General features: G+C 57.8%; 18 protein-coding genes. 10 read left to right on the top strand and 8 right to left on the bottom strand.

What is annotated here, in order from left to right; all coding sequences use genetic code 11:
- Positions 1–137 precede the first annotated feature (137 nt).
- The gene (locus AC07VL_RS00990; RefSeq protein WP_494804211.1) at positions 138–497 is read left to right on the top strand and encodes a hypothetical protein; all 360 of its coding nucleotides are present in this window, start codon (positions 138–140) and stop codon (positions 495–497) included.
- Positions 498–600: 103 nt separating this feature from the next.
- Here AC07VL_RS00990 and AC07VL_RS00985 read toward each other — a convergent pair whose 3' ends face one another.
- Positions 601–906 carry an addiction module antidote protein gene (locus AC07VL_RS00985; RefSeq protein WP_494804446.1) on the bottom strand — a complete coding sequence of 102 codons (306 nt, stop codon included), beginning with the start codon at positions 904–906 and terminating at the stop codon, positions 601–603.
- Positions 907–918: 12 nt separating this feature from the next.
- Positions 919–1,212, bottom strand: coding sequence for a type II toxin-antitoxin system RelE/ParE family toxin (locus tag AC07VL_RS00980; RefSeq protein ID WP_494804210.1), 294 nt, complete (start codon positions 1,210–1,212; stop codon positions 919–921).
- A 627-nt stretch (positions 1,213–1,839) separates the two neighbouring features.
- On the opposite strand from AC07VL_RS00980, the gene AC07VL_RS00975 reads away from it, so the two are divergent.
- A complete protein-coding gene (locus tag AC07VL_RS00975; RefSeq protein WP_494804209.1) occupies positions 1,840–2,514 on the top strand; it encodes a hypothetical protein in 675 nt (224 codons plus the stop codon).
- A gap of 327 nt (positions 2,515–2,841) precedes the next feature.
- Positions 2,842–3,177: an FKBP-type peptidyl-prolyl cis-trans isomerase gene (locus AC07VL_RS00970; RefSeq protein WP_494804208.1), complete on the top strand. Its 336-nt coding sequence runs from the start codon at positions 2,842–2,844 to the stop codon at positions 3,175–3,177.
- A gap of 15 nt (positions 3,178–3,192) precedes the next feature.
- On the opposite strand, the gene AC07VL_RS00965 is transcribed toward AC07VL_RS00970, so the two are convergent.
- Positions 3,193–3,681, bottom strand: coding sequence for a DUF2726 domain-containing protein (locus tag AC07VL_RS00965; protein WP_494804207.1), 489 nt, complete (start codon positions 3,679–3,681; stop codon positions 3,193–3,195).
- Between the two features lie 97 nt (positions 3,682–3,778).
- The gene (locus tag AC07VL_RS00960; RefSeq protein ID WP_494804206.1) at positions 3,779–4,492 is read right to left on the bottom strand and encodes a YjjG family noncanonical pyrimidine nucleotidase; all 714 of its coding nucleotides are present in this window, start codon (positions 4,490–4,492) and stop codon (positions 3,779–3,781) included.
- Positions 4,493–4,686: 194 nt separating this feature from the next.
- Between AC07VL_RS00960 and AC07VL_RS00955 the strand changes: the two genes are divergently transcribed.
- Positions 4,687–4,836, top strand: a complete 150-nt coding sequence (locus AC07VL_RS00955; protein ID WP_494804205.1) for a pyridoxine 5'-phosphate synthase — start codon at positions 4,687–4,689, stop codon at positions 4,834–4,836.
- Between the two features lie 43 nt (positions 4,837–4,879).
- Here AC07VL_RS00955 and AC07VL_RS00950 read toward each other — a convergent pair whose 3' ends face one another.
- The 3 genes from AC07VL_RS00950 to AC07VL_RS00940 form a co-directional block, all read right to left on the bottom strand.
- The gene (locus AC07VL_RS00950) at positions 4,880–5,371 is read right to left on the bottom strand and encodes a DUF4265 domain-containing protein (protein WP_494804204.1); all 492 of its coding nucleotides are present in this window, start codon (positions 5,369–5,371) and stop codon (positions 4,880–4,882) included.
- A 180-nt stretch (positions 5,372–5,551) separates the two neighbouring features.
- Positions 5,552–6,019 carry a lipocalin-like domain-containing protein gene (locus AC07VL_RS00945; RefSeq protein ID WP_494804203.1) on the bottom strand — a complete coding sequence of 156 codons (468 nt, stop codon included), beginning with the start codon at positions 6,017–6,019 and terminating at the stop codon, positions 5,552–5,554.
- 146 nt (positions 6,020–6,165) lie between these two features.
- Positions 6,166–6,984, bottom strand: a complete 819-nt coding sequence (locus AC07VL_RS00940) for a Crp/Fnr family transcriptional regulator (protein ID WP_494804202.1) — start codon at positions 6,982–6,984, stop codon at positions 6,166–6,168.
- A gap of 505 nt (positions 6,985–7,489) precedes the next feature.
- On the opposite strand from AC07VL_RS00940, the gene AC07VL_RS00935 reads away from it, so the two are divergent.
- Positions 7,490–9,169, top strand: a complete 1,680-nt coding sequence (locus AC07VL_RS00935) for a methyl-accepting chemotaxis protein (protein WP_494804201.1) — start codon at positions 7,490–7,492, stop codon at positions 9,167–9,169.
- Here the strand turns inward: AC07VL_RS00935 and AC07VL_RS00930 are convergent.
- On the bottom strand, positions 9,166–9,426 hold the full coding sequence (locus AC07VL_RS00930) for an oxidoreductase-like domain-containing protein (RefSeq protein ID WP_494804200.1): 261 nt from the start codon (positions 9,424–9,426) through the stop codon (positions 9,166–9,168). The genes AC07VL_RS00935 and AC07VL_RS00930 overlap by 4 nt on opposite strands.
- A 321-nt stretch (positions 9,427–9,747) precedes the next feature.
- On the opposite strand from AC07VL_RS00930, the gene AC07VL_RS00925 reads away from it, so the two are divergent.
- The 5 genes from AC07VL_RS00925 (at position 9,748) to rfbA (ending at position 15,715) form a co-directional block, all read left to right on the top strand.
- Positions 9,748–11,292, top strand: a complete 1,545-nt coding sequence (locus AC07VL_RS00925; protein ID WP_494804199.1) for a DEAD/DEAH box helicase — start codon at positions 9,748–9,750, stop codon at positions 11,290–11,292.
- Between the two features lie 499 nt (positions 11,293–11,791).
- A complete protein-coding gene (locus tag AC07VL_RS00920; protein ID WP_494804198.1) occupies positions 11,792–12,847 on the top strand; it encodes a glycosyltransferase family 2 protein in 1,056 nt (351 codons plus the stop codon).
- A 14-nt stretch (positions 12,848–12,861) separates the two neighbouring features.
- The gene (gene rfbB, locus AC07VL_RS00915) at positions 12,862–13,932 is read left to right on the top strand and encodes a dTDP-glucose 4,6-dehydratase (protein WP_494804197.1); all 1,071 of its coding nucleotides are present in this window, start codon (positions 12,862–12,864) and stop codon (positions 13,930–13,932) included.
- Complete coding sequence (gene rfbD / locus AC07VL_RS00910) at positions 13,929–14,825, top strand: dTDP-4-dehydrorhamnose reductase (RefSeq protein WP_494804196.1); 897 nt, start codon at positions 13,929–13,931, stop codon at positions 14,823–14,825. Before rfbB ends, rfbD begins: the two co-directional genes overlap by 4 nt.
- A 2-nt stretch (positions 14,826–14,827) precedes the next feature.
- On the top strand, positions 14,828–15,715 hold the full coding sequence (gene rfbA / locus AC07VL_RS00905; protein ID WP_494804195.1) for a glucose-1-phosphate thymidylyltransferase RfbA: 888 nt from the start codon (positions 14,828–14,830) through the stop codon (positions 15,713–15,715).
- The last annotated feature ends 27 nt before the right edge of the window (positions 15,716–15,742 follow it).

Below are 15,742 nucleotides of genomic sequence, written 5' to 3'. Positions count from 1 at the left end.
ATAAGTGAAATTGTTTGAAAATCGGCAGCTACGTGTGACCTTTCGATGGCCTGCCGTGACCTGTATAGAGGTCACGACTGGATCTTTTATCTCACTATGCTAGCAATGTGTTTGTGAAAATTTTAAAGGTAAAGTAAATGAGCTGGATCGTATACGCGGTAAGTCCGATTGATTGGAACTGGGAGCATCTTCAAAGCGTTGAGGCTGTGGCACGAAAAATTGGTAGTGAGCATGCTGCTCTGCAATTGGGTCGTGATGACGTTGATGCATACTATGAGGATGGGATTTCCCTGGAGGAGTTCCTTTCTGATTGGAAGGCGGCTCGTGAGGCGGCATCAGCTAAAGGGTGGAGAGGTGATTTTCGTCAAGCGCCTGTTGTGTTCTGGATTCCAGACGAAACAGGTTTTCGTTACGGATTTGCCTTCAAGCAAGACAAGAACGGTACGACCTTCATCATTACGCCTGTACAAATGCGGTGGCTTGAACGCTTAACCTGACGCCTCCTGTGCTTCGATGTTACCTCTTGGTGGCTTGCTGTACAGCTTGAGTTCTGGAGATAGCCTGCAGCGTGCTCCACCATGGCATGTTTTCCTTGCTGAGTTATGCCGTAACCGGCTGCACGACCAAGCGGACGCCAAGCGCGGTACAGACACGACTTACAGTGTCAAAGCGAGGCGCACTACCAGGGCGGAGCGCTTTATACAGTGCCTCGCGAGTGATCCCGGCCGCCTCTGCAATACCAGCCATGCCGCGTGCGCGTGCGATGTCACCCAGCGCCGCAGCGAGTAGGCCTGCATCGTTGGCTTCAAGAACATCGGTCAGATATGCTGCTATGGCCTCTTCACCGTTGAGATATTGAGCGGCGTCGAAGTCAGGGAGCGTATTTACGTCTATAGATTTGGTCATCATTCTCTCCGGTTATTTCAGTGTTGCAGCCAACTTTTTGGCCTTTTTGATGTCTCGACTTTGAGTCTTTTTCGACCCACCGACCAAGAGCACCACGATCTGCTCGCCGCGCTTGGTGAAGTAGATGCGCCAACCTGCGCCGACGTGGATGCGAAGCTCAGAAACGCCTTCTCCTACAGGCTCGACATCGCCCATCAACCCCAATTCCAGACGCTTGATACGAGCGACAACTAACCCGCGAACCGAAGAGTCCTTGAGGCCGTCAAGCCAGATAGTGAATTCTGGAAGTGACTTTATTTTGAACATACGCTTATTGTAATCGTTCGATTACAGCCCCGCAAGCACTATTTTTCGGCGTAACACAGGCACAGCCTCATTCCTCGGAAAATCCTGTCGCAGCTATTTCCAAAATCGTCGTATTAATTTCAGAAAGTCACAGTCTCCGTGAAGACGGGGAAAGGCCACTTCGAAGTCTTGCCGAAGCTAATGCAGGATAATTGTCGCGCTACTGCTACAGCCACGAAGATCGCGCTTGGCTGGACATGGCGCCGGTCGACGGGTAATTTAGATAGTGTATGTAGGATGTATTGCTTGCCAGCTCTGGTGCTAGCGTACCGAAAAAAGGGCGATTTGAGGCCCGAGAGGGCTGGAGCGAAGCGGAACCCTTTTTGCCTCATGGTGACATGTAGGAGCGTTTTGGCCGGTCGTCCCGGCCAGCGACGATGTCGTCCAGCTGATGTCAGTGGCTCAGTGTATTTGGTATTTGTGACCTTAGATATGGCACCGCTTACTGGTCATACTCAAATGAAGTTTGAGAATTGCGTTGACGACGCGAACTATGATGTGCACACTTGCCGTGGGGCATCTTTTTTGCCTATCGTTCTTGTGGTAAATATTCCATCACGCACCTATTAAATATTATAAGGACAAGTTTTGTCGACATCTCTAGTTATTCGAGCAGCTTTGGTTGCATTCCAAGATGCCATAGACTCTCCTGCTAAACAACCGGTTCTTGCAGAACAGCGCAAGCAACAGAAAATGCTCTTTGATGATATTGTTCAGACACTGGCCCATATCCCGGAAGCACCTGATACCATCGCTTATAAAGATAATTTTTCCATAGGGAAACATTATGAATTGCGATCTGAGCAGTTGCGCGAATGGATCGGCAGCTATCCGGACGGTGTTGCATTTCCCATTACGATAGCAAAAGCGGTCGATCCTTCGCTCATTTCGGCACCTATGCGGATATTGTTATTGGTGCCGTTTACCTCAAAAGGAAGTTTTTTAGGGATTCCCCGTCAGTTTGCCAAGCATTTCGTCAATACTATTCCGCTCGATTCCAAAGTTTCTTTGGGAGGGGGAGCCGCCATCGCTATTGGCATGTTTTGTGATGCTAATGGCATGTGGGAGTATGGTCCGGTTGCTGGCTGGTTAATCGACGCTGGACTGAATGAGTTGGTTTTTGGGGCGCATCTTCCTATTCTTCCTGATACGATAACGATGAGAGCAGATCAAGAGAAGATCACTTTTGAGGATGCATCATTAGCTTATTTGCATGAGTATGTTACCGATGAAATATTGATCTTATTGGGTGTAGATCATTAACCATGATAAAACGGCCTGGAGAAGTATGTTGATCTCCAGGGGACGTTTTGGATTTTGGCAAAATAAGGTCAACAAAGGTTCAACCGCATTGTTGTGTAACGGTATTGTAAAGTTATACGATGGTTGCTAAGTCTATGTAAAGTAAGACAAAGTTGAACATAGTTGCATGTCAGTAAGGACTCATAATCCGTTGGTGCCGTGTTCGACTCACGGGAGGCCCACCAGAATTGAGCAGCATCAAATGAAGCCCCGGCGGGTAATCTGCCGGGGCTTTTTTCGTGCTGTCGTACAATCGCGGCATCGTGATTTGATGAAGGGTATTTCGAGATGACGGCGGAAGTGAAGATGGACGATATCGTGGTGGGTGATGGCAAGGCGGCCGCGCGCGGCGCGCTGATCACGGCCCACTATCGGGGCTGGCTGGAAGATGGCACGGAGTTTGATTCGTCGCATAAGCGGGGCGAGCCTTTCCGCTGTGTCTTGAGCAATAACAAGGTCATCCAAGGCTGGATCCTGGGTTTGCATGGCATGCAAGTGGGGGGCACGCGCAAGTTGTGGGTGCCGGCAGAGCTGGCGTATGGAGAACGGCAGGTGGGATTGATACCGCCAGGTTCCAATTTGATCTTCGAGATTACATTGCTGGAAGTGCTGACGCGCGATTGATTCCTTGACGTGAAGTCAGGCGGGCAGGGCATTTGCCTTCACTCCGGCTTTTTGCGTTAGCAGTTGCTCGATGTCGGCGCGCAGCGCCTCCCGGGTGGGGAAGTTGGCATAGCGTAAGGTCACATAGCCGGCCAGCCTGAGCATGGCGTCGCGCTCCCCATCCTGGCGTTCGCGGCCGGCGTGGCTGCGGTCGTCGAGTTCGATGACGGCGATGACGTTCAGTTGCTGGCTGCACAGGACGAAGTCGGCCACCTTGCGGTCGAAGCGGTTCCTGTTCGCCCATCCCTTTGCCGTCACCAGTGCGGAAAACGCCACTTGCGCCAGCACCGTGCATTCCGGCAGGGCCGTTTGCAGGAGGCGGTACATCTGCTGCTCGCGCGCCGTCATGACGGGTTTTCTTTGCAGCCGCAGCGGCGCACGGGACTTCGCGTTCCCGCGCACGGCCAGTATGGCAAAGAACAGGAGCAATGCCGCGATGGCGAGCAGGACAGGATAGGAAGGCATGGACATGCGGCAAAATGGACAAACCTTGATGGTACGCGAACAGCGGCGTGATTTCGCGCCGCTGCAAGCGTATGTCAGATGATGTGTTTGCGCCGGATCAAGCCTGCTTCAGGTTCACTGGTATCGCGTCCAGCGCCGGCACGATGTCATGCAGGCTGGCTACCTCACAGGCGGGCATGGCGGCCGAGGTATTTGGCATGCCATCCGGATTGAACCAGCAGCTGTCGATGCCGTAGCGGTTGGCGCCGAGGATGTCGGCATCCAGCCTGTCGCCGATGATGATGGTGCTGTCCTTGCTGAAGACGCGGGCCATCTTGGCGGCGTATTCGAAGAAGCGCACGTCCGGCTTGGCATGGCCGCAGGCTTCGGACGTGGCAACGAAGGAGATGTAGTCGCCCAGGCCGGAGGCGTTGATGCGGCGGTTCTGGATGGCATCGACGCCGTTGGTGATGATGCCCACTTCGCCGATACGCGAGAGCGCTTCGCACACTTCCCTGGCGCCATCGATCAGCACGACCGTGTCCGGCAGCGATTCCAGGTAGAGGCGGCTCGCCAGTTCCGGATCCAGGTCGATGGCGTTTTCCTGGAAGGACTTGCGGAAGCGTTCCACCTTGAGGAAATCCTTGGTCACCGTGCCCAGTTCGAAACGTTTCCACAGGTCGACGTTGATTTCCTGGTAGCGCGTAAACAGCGCATCGATGCCGTCGCGCAAGCCCAGGGTGTGCATGGTGTGCAGGAACGAGCGTTTTTCGGAGGCCCGGAAATCGAGCAGGGTATCGTCCAGGTCAAACAGGAATAATTTGTATTTCATGGCAGGTCGTTGATGGCGTGGAAATCTATCTTGCATCGTAGCACGTAGCGCCGAGTTCGGTTGGTCCTCCCCGTGCCGGCGATCCCTTGCCATTGCTGCCAGACTCATTCCTTCCACGCCATTCCTGCCCGCGAGCCGGCTCTGCGTCAACGTCAACAAGGCCTGATTGCCGATACGCACTATCCGGTGCGGGAATGGGCGTAAACGCGGGCCATGACCTCGCTTGGCGCGATCTGGCCCGTTTCCTGGGCATTCCCGGCATCCTGGACCTGTCGACCGGCCATGCGCTGGTGGTCGAGTGCATTGCGGAGGGCGGCGAGAACGTGTTGTCCCGTTTCCCCTGAAATATGCCAAGTCACCGCCGCGGCATGAGCTGCCGGCTGCCGCCTACATCCCTTCCCACCATTTGAGCAGGGTTTCGTCATCGTCATCGTCGAGGTTGGCGTAGATATTGGCGAAATACCATTCCACGCCCGTTGCTTCGCGGAAGGCATCGAAAGGGCCGTTGACGTTGTAGAAGCCGTTATGTGCGGGGACGCTGAAGGCCAGGTTGCCCTTGTACTGGCCGTCGAGCGTGCCGCCCAGCTGCTCCTGCACTGCGCGTTCGAGCTGGTCGATCGCGGATTGTTCCAGTTCATCGGCATAGATCTGGATGCAGAAGTTGCCACCGCGCTTCAGGACTTCCGCGGGAGCCAGCGGATCGGCAATGCTGACGACGTCGCCACGCGCCAGGTTCAAGGTCAGGCCGGGCGAGGCCAGCAGTTCGTAGACGTGCTCGTCGATCTGGCGCGCGGGCAGCGTTTCATACACGGGGCCTGCTTTGTTTTCGCCTGCCAGCACGCGGATGTGGGGCAGTCCTTCGCAATTGATGTCGTCCATCGAATCTTTCAGTCCAAAACATATTGATGGCAGTATTGTACCGGGTCGCTGCCGTTGGACTAAGGCAGGCAGAACCATGATGAACAGGACGGCGGACAGATGGATGGCAGGCCTTGGACGGCAGCCGGTCATTCGTCTGGCGAGGGTGGCGGCTGGCATCGGGTGCCAGCCCGCTGCGGTTTAAGCGTGTTGGACAGACGGAGTGGCGCGTTTCCAGCGCAGGTGGGCGATCACTTCGCGTCCGCGCGCCAGCATCGGCTTGTAGGTGCTCAAGTGCAGGGTGTCGCCGTCGAGACGGGCGATCCGCTGCTGCACCTGGCCTATCCAGTTGGGAAAGAGCGACAGTTCCACGGAGTGGCTGAGCAAGCCCTGTTGTTCATCGACATGGTAGGGGCCAGAATAGCTGAGGTAAGCGCTTGCCGCGTCGCGGAATTCGTCGGCGCTGGCCTGGTAGATGTCGCCGCCCGCGAACGCCTTGCGTCCGGGACGCATCAGCTGCGCGGCCATGTAGCCGTCGCGGGCATACAGGATGGTGCCTTGGGCATCCTCGCCCAGCGGGTACGAGGCCTGCGTGTCGCCGACCGCCGTTTCCTTGTAGGACTGCAAGTGCCAGGTGCCGATCAATTGTTCGCGTAATGTGCCGCTCATTGCATACTCCTTGAGGTGGATCAAAGCAGGTATGTCGCGATGTCTATTGAAGCACAGTGAATATTTCGGTGACGCACGTTTTGTGTGGGGACGGGCATGAAAAAAGCACGCCGCAGCGTGCTTTGCAGGAATGCTGGCCTGCCTGCTTAATTATGTGCACTGATGCCGCTGCGGAACTGTTCGAAGCCCGCACGCGCTGCTTTGTAGCAATTGCCAGCGGCCGCTTCCAGGCCTTCGCGGTCCAGCACTTCCACGGTGCCGCGGCGGTACTGGATCAAGCCTTCGTCCTGCAGCTTGCGCGCCGTGACGGTGACGCTTTCGCGGCGCACGCCCAGCATGTTGGCCATGGTGTCTTGCGTGACTTTCAGCTCGTTCGACAGGGAGCGGTCGAGGCGGTCGAGCAGCCAGCGGCACAGCTTTTGCTCGATGCTGCAATGGCGGCCGCCCACCACGTTCTGGGCCATTTGCGCAAACATGGCGCTGTTGTAGCGCATCAGCAATTGCGCCAGTGCGCCGCCTTCCTGGAAGACTTCGCGCAGGAAAGCCGTTTTCAGGCGGTAGCCGTAGCCGGCGCTTTGCACGATGGCGGTGCAGGTGGCGCGCTCGGCTTCATACAGCACCACGCCGGCCACGCCTTCGCGGCCGATGACGGCGATCTCGGTGGTGGCGCCGTCTTCCATGACGTACAGCAGGGAAACGATGGCGTTGGTCGGAAAGTAGGTGTATTCAATCTTGCCGCCGCAATCGAACAGGTGCTTGCCAGCGGGCAGGGCGACCAGTTCCAATTGGCAAAACAGGCGTTCCAGATCGGTGCGCGACAAGGCGCGCAGCAATTCGTTCTGTTGTGCGCCGGTGATGCTGATCATGGGCGCGGCCGGTGTCTTGACGGGGGCTGCCTGCCAGTCGTGCTGGACGGCGGCGTGGGTATGCGTTGCTGGAGTCAGGTTGCTATAAGCTTTGTACATGATGTGGCCTCGTCTTCTGATTTTGTTGGATGGCGCTGCGCTTCTGGCTTGCTAGCGTTGTGTTACGTGTTGCATCCACTATAGGACGATGCCGCGCCGGTTGGCATCAGATGAGCCGACGCGCTTATGTAGGCTGGGAACATTGCCTCGTGTCATCCGGCTCCTACGCCGGGGTTTTACTTTTTCCATACGGAAATAACAGCGATTTGGCAAAAATGCGACACGTAGCAGGCATACAGCGAACTTTAGCCGGGTGCGGTGATCAAACCAATCTGCGGCCAGGAGTCGCGATGATAAAATGTTGCGTTGCAGAAATTTGACTTGCATTTCAGTATGCGCTGCCGCCGCGAACGGGTTTGCTGCACGGGGTGCCGTCCTGCCCCGTCTTTCCTGCTCGCTGCGGCCCGGCCTGCGATGCCTGGCATTCTTCGCTCCATTGGCCGCGCCGGCCCTGGTCAGTGCGCGCACCTGTCTCGCTCCGCTTGATTAATGAAGGAAGCAACGCATGAAATGGTTTTTTGATCTGAAAATTGCCACCAAGCTGATCTTGTCGTTTGGCGCCGTGCTGCTGCTGACGGCGGCGCTGGGCGTGTCGGCCATTTTTTCCATGGCGCGCATCAATGACGCCTCGACTGATCTGTCCGCCAACTGGATGCCCAGCGTGCTGGCGGCAATGTCCATGCGCAGCGACGTCAGCGATTTCCGCCGCTGGGAACTGGCGCACATGCTGGCCGCGCAGGATTCCGACATGGCGCTCAATGAAACGCGCATGACGGAAACGCAGGCCAAGCTGAAGACGGACGGCGACAAATACCGCACCCTGATTTCCGAACCGGGAGAAAAGGAAGTCTTCGAGCGTTTCCTGGCGCTCAACGATGAATTCATGCGCCTGCACGCGACGATGCTGAGCCTGTCGCGCGAGATGAAAAAGGAAGAGGCGCGGGCGCTGGCCGTTGGGCCGTCAGCCAAGGTCATGACGGACATGATGGTGGCGCTGGATAAACTGGTGGCCATTAATACGGACGGCGGCGCGCGCTCGAGCGCCAGCGCCGACGCCACCTATGCCGCCTCGCGCGCCAGCCTGATCGGCTTGCTGGTGGGTATCGTCGCCGTCGGCATGCTGCTGGCGCTATGGGTGGCGCGCAGCGTGGCACGGCCACTGGTCGAGGCCGTTGGCGTGGCGCGCCAGGTGGCGGCCGGCGACCTGACGGCGCATATTGTTGTGCAATCGCAAGATGAAACTGGACAATTGATGCAGGCTCTCAAGGATATGAATGCCAGCCTGCAGAATCTGGTGGGCCAGGTACGCAGCGGCACGGACACGATCGCCACGGCGTCGAGCCAGATCGCCGCCGGCAACCAGGACCTGTCCTCGCGCACGGAACAGCAGGCCAGCTCGCTGGAAGAGACGGCGTCGTCGATGGAAGAGCTGACGTCGACCGTGAAGCAGAACGCGGACAATGCGCGCCAGGCCAACACGATGGCGCTGACCTCGTCGAGCATCGCCGTCGAGGGCGGCAAGGTGGTGGGCGAAGTGGTGGGCACGATGGCATCGATCAATGCATCGTCGCGCAAGATCGTCGACATCATCGCCGTCATCGACGGCATCGCTTTCCAGACGAATATCCTGGCGCTGAACGCGGCCGTGGAAGCGGCGCGCGCGGGCGAGCAGGGCCGCGGTTTTGCCGTCGTGGCGACGGAAGTGCGCAACCTGGCGCAGCGCTCGGCGGCGGCGGCCAAGGATATCAAGGTGCTCATCGGCGACTCGGTCGAGAAGGTCGAAGCGGGTTCTAAGCTGGTGGACCAGGCGGGCCGCACGATGGATGACATCGTTGCCAGCATCACGCGCGTGACGGACATCATGAGCGAGATCACGGCCGCCAGCAATGAGCAGAGCGCCGGCATCGAGCAGGTCAACCAGGCGATCGCCCAGATGGACCAGGTGACGCAGCAAAATGCGGCCCTGGTGGAAGAGGCGGCCGCGGCGGCCGAATCGATGCAGGAACAGGCGGCCAGCCTGAGCGAGGTGGTCAGCATCTTCAAGCTCGACACGGCCAGTATCACCGTGCGGGCGCCCCGTCAGGCAGCCCCCAAGCCGGCCGTGGCGGCGCCTTTGGCGGTCCCGCGCAAGCTGGCCAGCGCTGCGCGCAGCACGGCGCCAGCCGATGAGTGGGAGAGCTTTTAAGGACGCTTGCGGGGTTTCCCCTGCCGTTTGGCGGCAGGCGTGGCGGTGGTGGCCTCCTGGCGCTGCTGCCATGCCCGCAAGGCGTCTTCATAGGTCGCCAGGTCTTCCTGGTACATTTCCAGTACGCAAAAAGTACAGCCGCTGTGGCAGCATTCGTCATTGCCTGGCTTGACGGGCGGCTGGGGCTGGGGATCGTGGAGGCGGGCAATGGTGGACATGGTGGGGAAGGCGGCAACGAGGGGCGTCAGAGCCAGCATGATACGGCATTCCGGCAGGCCGCAGCTGGAACGCTTTTTGCTCAAAAATCACGGTTTCCGTGTACAGTTGCGGTGAATTAGGGTATCGTTTACAGCACTGATATTGTATCTTCTGCGCGCGATGTTCCGCCGGCGCGATCTCCGCCGCCATCGCAGCACACCTCCTCACCGCTTCCGCACTCGCCGCACAGCATGTCCCGGAGCACGGAGGTGCCGCAAGAGCAATGATCTATGGCTTGCAAAACGAAGCTGTCTGCGCCCCGAAATGTTGTTTATTGAGAAAGCATGGCTTCCGCAGTGCGGAGGCACACCAGAAAATTTATGTCTGAAACTGAATCGACTCCTACGCCTAGCCCGGCGATCGCCACTGACGCGGCGCCTGCCGCCGCAGCGGCGCCTGTTGCACCTCCCGCCCCCATCGAAGCTCCCGCCGTGCGTTTTGCCGATTTTGGCCTGGCCCCCGAGATTCTGCGCGCCTTGACCGAGCAGGGTTATACCCATCCGACGCCCATCCAGGAGCAGGCCATTCCCGTGGTGCTGCAGGGCCGCGACGTGATGGGCGCGGCCCAGACGGGCACGGGCAAGACGGCCGGCTTCTCGCTGCCGATCATCCAGCTGCTGTTGGCGCATGCCAGCAGCAGCATGTCGCCCGCGCGCCACCCGGTGCGCGCGCTGATCCTCACGCCGACGCGCGAACTGGCCGTGCAGGTGGCCGAAAACGTCAAGGCCTATGCCAAGCACACGCCGCTGCGTTCGACCGTCGTCTTTGGCGGCATGGACATGAAGCCGCAAACGGTGATCCTGCGTGGCGGCGTGGAAATCGTCATCGCCACGCCGGGCCGTTTGCTCGACCATATCGAGCAAAAGAACATCAGCCTGAGCCAGGTGCAGATGCTGGTCATGGATGAAGCCGACCGCATGCTGGACATGGGTTTCTTGCCGGACTTGCTACGTATTATCAACTTGCTGCCGAAACAGCGCCAGAACCTGATGTTCTCGGCTACGTTCTCGCCAGAAATCAAGAAGCTGGCCGGCACTTTCCTCAACGATCCGCTGACGATCGAAGTGGCGCGCAGCAACCAGACGGCCGACAAGGTCACGCAAGTGGTCTACAAGGTGCCGGAAGACCAGAAACACGCCCTGGTCGCCCATTTGCTGCGCCAGCGCGACCTGAAGCAGGTCATCGTGTTTTCGAATACCAAGATCGGCGCCTCGCGCCTGGCCCGCGTGCTGGAGCAGGAAGGCATGAGCGCCACGGCGATTCATGGCGACAAGAGCCAGCAGGAACGCATGGCGGCGCTGGAAGCATTCAAGAAGGGCGAGATCGACGTGCTGGTCGCCACGGATGTGGCCGCGCGGGGCCTGGATATTTCGGACTTGCCTTGCGTCATCAACTTCGACCTGCCGTACAACGCGGAAGACTATGTGCACCGTATCGGCCGCACGGGCCGCGCCGGTGCCTCGGGCGATGCCATCTCGATCTATTCGGACAAGGACGAGCGCCTGCTGGCCGATATCGAAAAACTCATCAAGCAAAGCATCAAGCGCGGCGAACTGACGGGCTTCGCGCCGGCCCCTGCGCGCGGCAGTGACAGCGAGCGCCGTCCGCCACGCCGCAGCGAAGGCGGCGAAGCGCGTCCGGCGCGCGCAGCCGACAGCCGCCATGCCGGCGACAGCCGCGACAGCCGTTCCCCCGAGCGCGGCGCCCGTCCCGCCTTCGGTCCCGGCGCCCGCCGCGACAAGGTTGATCCGTGGTTCCTGAAGCCGTATGAACCGACGAAGGCTGCACCCGTGGCGGCCGTGAATCCGCCAGCGAGCAAGCCCAAGCAGAAATTGGCGGCTTTGCTCGGCGGCTTGTCGAAGTAGTGTGCCTGACGCGCCTCCTATCTTCCTGGCAGTAGGCGTCATGGGGGGGGCGGACTGCCCCCTCCCGTGACAAGCTGATGGGAGGACACCGGATGTGCTTGCGTGCAATGGGGTGAGGGTGCATGACAGGCGTAGTTCTTGATTGTAAATAATTCCTGGCCAGATTTTTCAGGCGGGCTGAGTTCTATCTCCACACCATAAGACGGGCGCGCCTGACCTAGTCTTCATGTCTACATTGATAAATAACAAGTCTGAGCATTTGTATTAATCAATTCTCTGTTGCAATTGTTTTTGTTAATTTCAATGCTTGTTGTCTTGATGTGCCGTATCGTGCGCGGCCATGAGCAAAATGCCATTAATGTTAAAATAAGATGACGATCTTGTTGTTACATAATGTTACCAGCTTATTAAAAAGCTCTGACATCTGCGATACTTCCGGACTTAAAGTGCTCCGCACGTCGAAAATGTCGGGACTGATCAAAGGTGGAGACGAGTACGAGTGAATCAATTGAATAGAATGATGGCTGGCGAGTCCGGGGCTTTTCTCAAGGAGCTGCAGTCCGAAGGAGTGCCGGTGCTTCGGGCAGGGGGAGGTGCGCAATCTACGCATAGCAGCGATGGCGAGTCTGCGTGTGCGCAAAAAATTGCAATTTTGCTATGCACGTATCACGGGCAACACTTCCTGGTCGATCAGCTTGATTCCTTTTCCGCGCAAACCTACCCCAACTGGGAAGTATGGGCTTCCGATGATGGTTCGCTCGATGATACGCATGCCATTCTCGAAGCCTACCAGCAGAAATGGGGCAAGCAGCGCTTGTCCATGCACGCGGGACCAGCGCAAGGTTTTGCGGCGAATTTCTTGTCGCTCAGTTGCGATGCCGATATCGTCGCCGACTATTACGCCTACTCCGACCAGGATGATGTCTGGGAATCGGATAAACTGCAGCGTGCGGTGGAATGGTTGCGCACCGTTCCACCGGAGACGCCCGCCCTGTACTGTTCCCGCGCCTTGTTGGTCGATATAGGCAATCAGCCGATAGGCTTGTCACCATTGTTCACGCGGGCGCCAAATTTTGCCAACTCCCTGATACAAAGCATCGGTGGCGGCAACACGATGGTATTCAATGACGCCGCCAGGGCGCTGCTGCGCAAGGCAGGCAAGGATGTGAACATTGTGTCGCACGATTGCTGGGCCTATATGGTAGTCAGCGGTTGTGGAGGCCAGATTTTTTATGATGCTGTGCCTGGCGTCAGATATCGCCAGCATGACGGTAATCTGGTTGGGACCAATATCAGCTGGCAGGCGCGCTGGTCGCGCGGTACGCGGCTATGGAATGGTTGGTTTCGCAGCTGGAATGACCGCAATATCGAATCGCTCCAGCGCCTGTATGGCAGCTTGACACCAGAAAATAAACGTATCCTGGATGACTTTTCCAAGGCGAGGCAAACCTGGCTGTTGCCCCGGCTTTGGCTGCTGGCGCGTTGCGGCGTTCGTCGCCAAAGTACGGCAGGTAATTTCGCCCTTTTTGTTGCAGCAATTTTTAATAAAATATAAATATAAATATAAATATGAGTGTGATTGTTACCGGTGGTGCAGGCTTTATCGGCAGTAATTTCGTCCTTGACTGGCTGGCACAGTCCGATGAATTGCTGATTAACCTGGATAAACTGACTTATGCCGGAAATCGGGAAAATTTATCCGCGGTGCAGCATAATCCCCATCATCATTTTATTCATGGCGATATTGGCGATAGCGTGCTGGTCGCAGAATTACTCGCCAAGTATCAGCCGCGGGCAGTAATTAATTTCGCCGCAGAAAGCCACGTGGACCGCTCCATCCATGCCCCGGGGGCGTTTGTCGAGACGAATGTGGTCGGAACTTTCACCTTGTTGGAAAGCGTGCGCGCCTATTGGAGTGGGCTGGACGCGTCCGACAAGGCGGCGTTTCGTTTCGTGCACGTTTCGACCGATGAAGTGTATGGCTCGCTCGCTCCAGGCGCAGCGGCATTCACGGAGCAGCACCGCTACGAGCCGAACAGTCCTTACTCGGCCAGCAAGGCTGCCAGCGATCATCTGGTACGCTCCTATCATCACACCTATGGCTTGCCCGTCCTGACGACAAACTGTTCGAATAATTATGGTCCCTATCACTTTCCCGAAAAGCTGATCCCGCTGATGATTGTCAATGCACTGGCGGGCAAAGCCTTGCCCGTGTATGGCGACGGTCAGCAGATCCGCGACTGGTTGTACGTCAAGGATCATTGCAGCGCCATTCGCCGCGTGCTCGAAGCGGGGCAACTCGGCGAGGTGTATAACGTGGGCGGCTGGAACGAAAAGCCGAACCTCGAGATCGTGCAGACCATCTGTCGCCTCCTTGATGAGCTGCGTCCGCGTGCCGATGGGGCCGGCTATGCCGGTCAGATCACCTATGTGACGGATCGCCCTGGCCACGACCGCCGCTATGCCATCGATGCCAGCAAGATCGCCCGCGAACTAGGCTGGAAACCGGCGGAAACGTTTGACAGCGGCATTCGCAAGACCGTGCAATGGTATCTGGAGCATGCGGACTGGGTCGAGCACGTTCAGTCGGGGACATACCGGGATTGGTTGGCAACAAACTATGCAGGGAGGGCCGCATGAAAATTCTGTTGCTAGGCAAGAACGGACAAGTCGGCTGGGAACTGCAGCGCAGCCTGGCGCCATTGGGCGTAGTGGTAGCGCCGGCCAGCGACAGCGTGGATTTCTGCGGCGACTTGCGTGACCTGGACGGCATCGCCGCCACCGTGCGCAGCGTTGCTCCGGATGTTATCGTCAATGCGGCTGCGTATACGGCTGTCGACCGCGCCGAGAGCGAGGAGCCGTTGTGTCGTACCGTCAATGCGCTGGCGCCCGGCGTGCTGGCGCGCGAAGCGGCCCGTAGCGGCGCCCTGCTCGTGCACTATTCGACCGACTACGTGTTTGACGGCAGCGGCGAGCAGCCCTGGAGCGAGAGCGATCCCACCGGGCCGCTGAGTGTATATGGCCGGTCCAAGCTGGAAGGCGAGCAGGCCATAGTCGCGGCTGGCTGTCGGCACCTGATCTTCCGCACCAGCTGGATATATGCAGCACGCGGCAATAATTTTGCCAAGACCATGCTGCGCCTCGCCGCAGAAAGGGAGCGCCTGTCCGTGGTCAACGACCAGATCGGCGCACCGACTGGCGCCGAACTGCTGGCCGATGTGACGGCCCATGCCATCCGTGCCACACTCGTCTCGCCCGAGCTGAGCGGCATCTATCACTTGGCTGCGGCAGGGCAGACGTCGTGGCATGGCTATGCCCGTTTCATCATCGAGTCTGCCCGTCAGGCCGGGATGAACTTGACGGTGGCCCCGGAAGCGATCGATGCGGTCGATAGCACGGCTTTTACCGTGATTGCCCCGCGCCCCAAGAACTCGCGCATGGCCTTGCATAAGTTGCAGCAGGCATTTGGATTGGAATTGCCAGACTGGCAGGTAGGCGTGGCTCGCATGCTGACCGAAGTTTTGGAAAAGTAATCATGCATAAAAGAAAAGGTATCATTCTCGCGGGCGGTTCCGGTACGCGCCTCTATCCCGTCACGATGGCGGTATCCAAGCAGTTGCTGCCAGTGTATGACAAGCCAATGATTTACTATCCGCTCAGCACTTTGATGCTAGCGGGCATACGCGACATTCTGATTATTTCAACGCCACAAGATACCCCGCGCTTTGAGCAATTGCTTGGCGATGGCAGCGCCTGGGGCTTGAATCTCACCTACGCGGTGCAGGTAAGCCCTGATGGGCTGGCACAGGCTTTTATTATCGGCAAGGACTTTATCGGCGACGCCTCGTGTGCGCTGGTTCTCGGCGATAACATTTTTTACGGACATGACCTGCAGAAGCAGCTCGAGCAAGCTGCAGCTCAGGCGAGCGGCGCGACGGTTTTTGCCTATCACGTGCACGATCCCGAGCGCTATGGTGTCGTTGATTTTGATGTCAGTGGCCGCGCCACGAGCCTGGAAGAAAAACCTCATGTGCCGAAAAGCAACTATGCAGTTACCGGCCTGTATTTCTACGATAATCAGGTGGTCGACATTGCCGCCAGCCTGACGCCATCGGCTCGGGGCGAACTGGAAATCACGGACGTGAATCGTATTTATCTGGAGCGCAAGCAGCTGAATGTGGAAATGCTGGGACGGGGATATGCTTGGCTCGATACCGGCACGCATGAAAGTTTAATTGAAGCAGGTAATTTTATCGCGACCATCGAGAATCGCCAGGGCTTGAAGGTCGCTTGTCCTGAAGAAATTGCATATCGCAAAGGTTTTATCAATGCCATGCAGTTGCAGGCCTTGGCGCAACCATTGAGCAAAAATGGCTATGGCCAATACTTGCTGCATCTGTTGAGAGACGGGAGCAAGACGTGACGCGGCACAGTTTCGGCGTCGCCGATT

Source organism: Janthinobacterium sp. GW821-FHT03C08, assembly GCF_059420905.1.
Note: the sequence above shows the minus strand (reverse complement) of the source record. Positions and strands in the feature narration are given on the sequence as shown.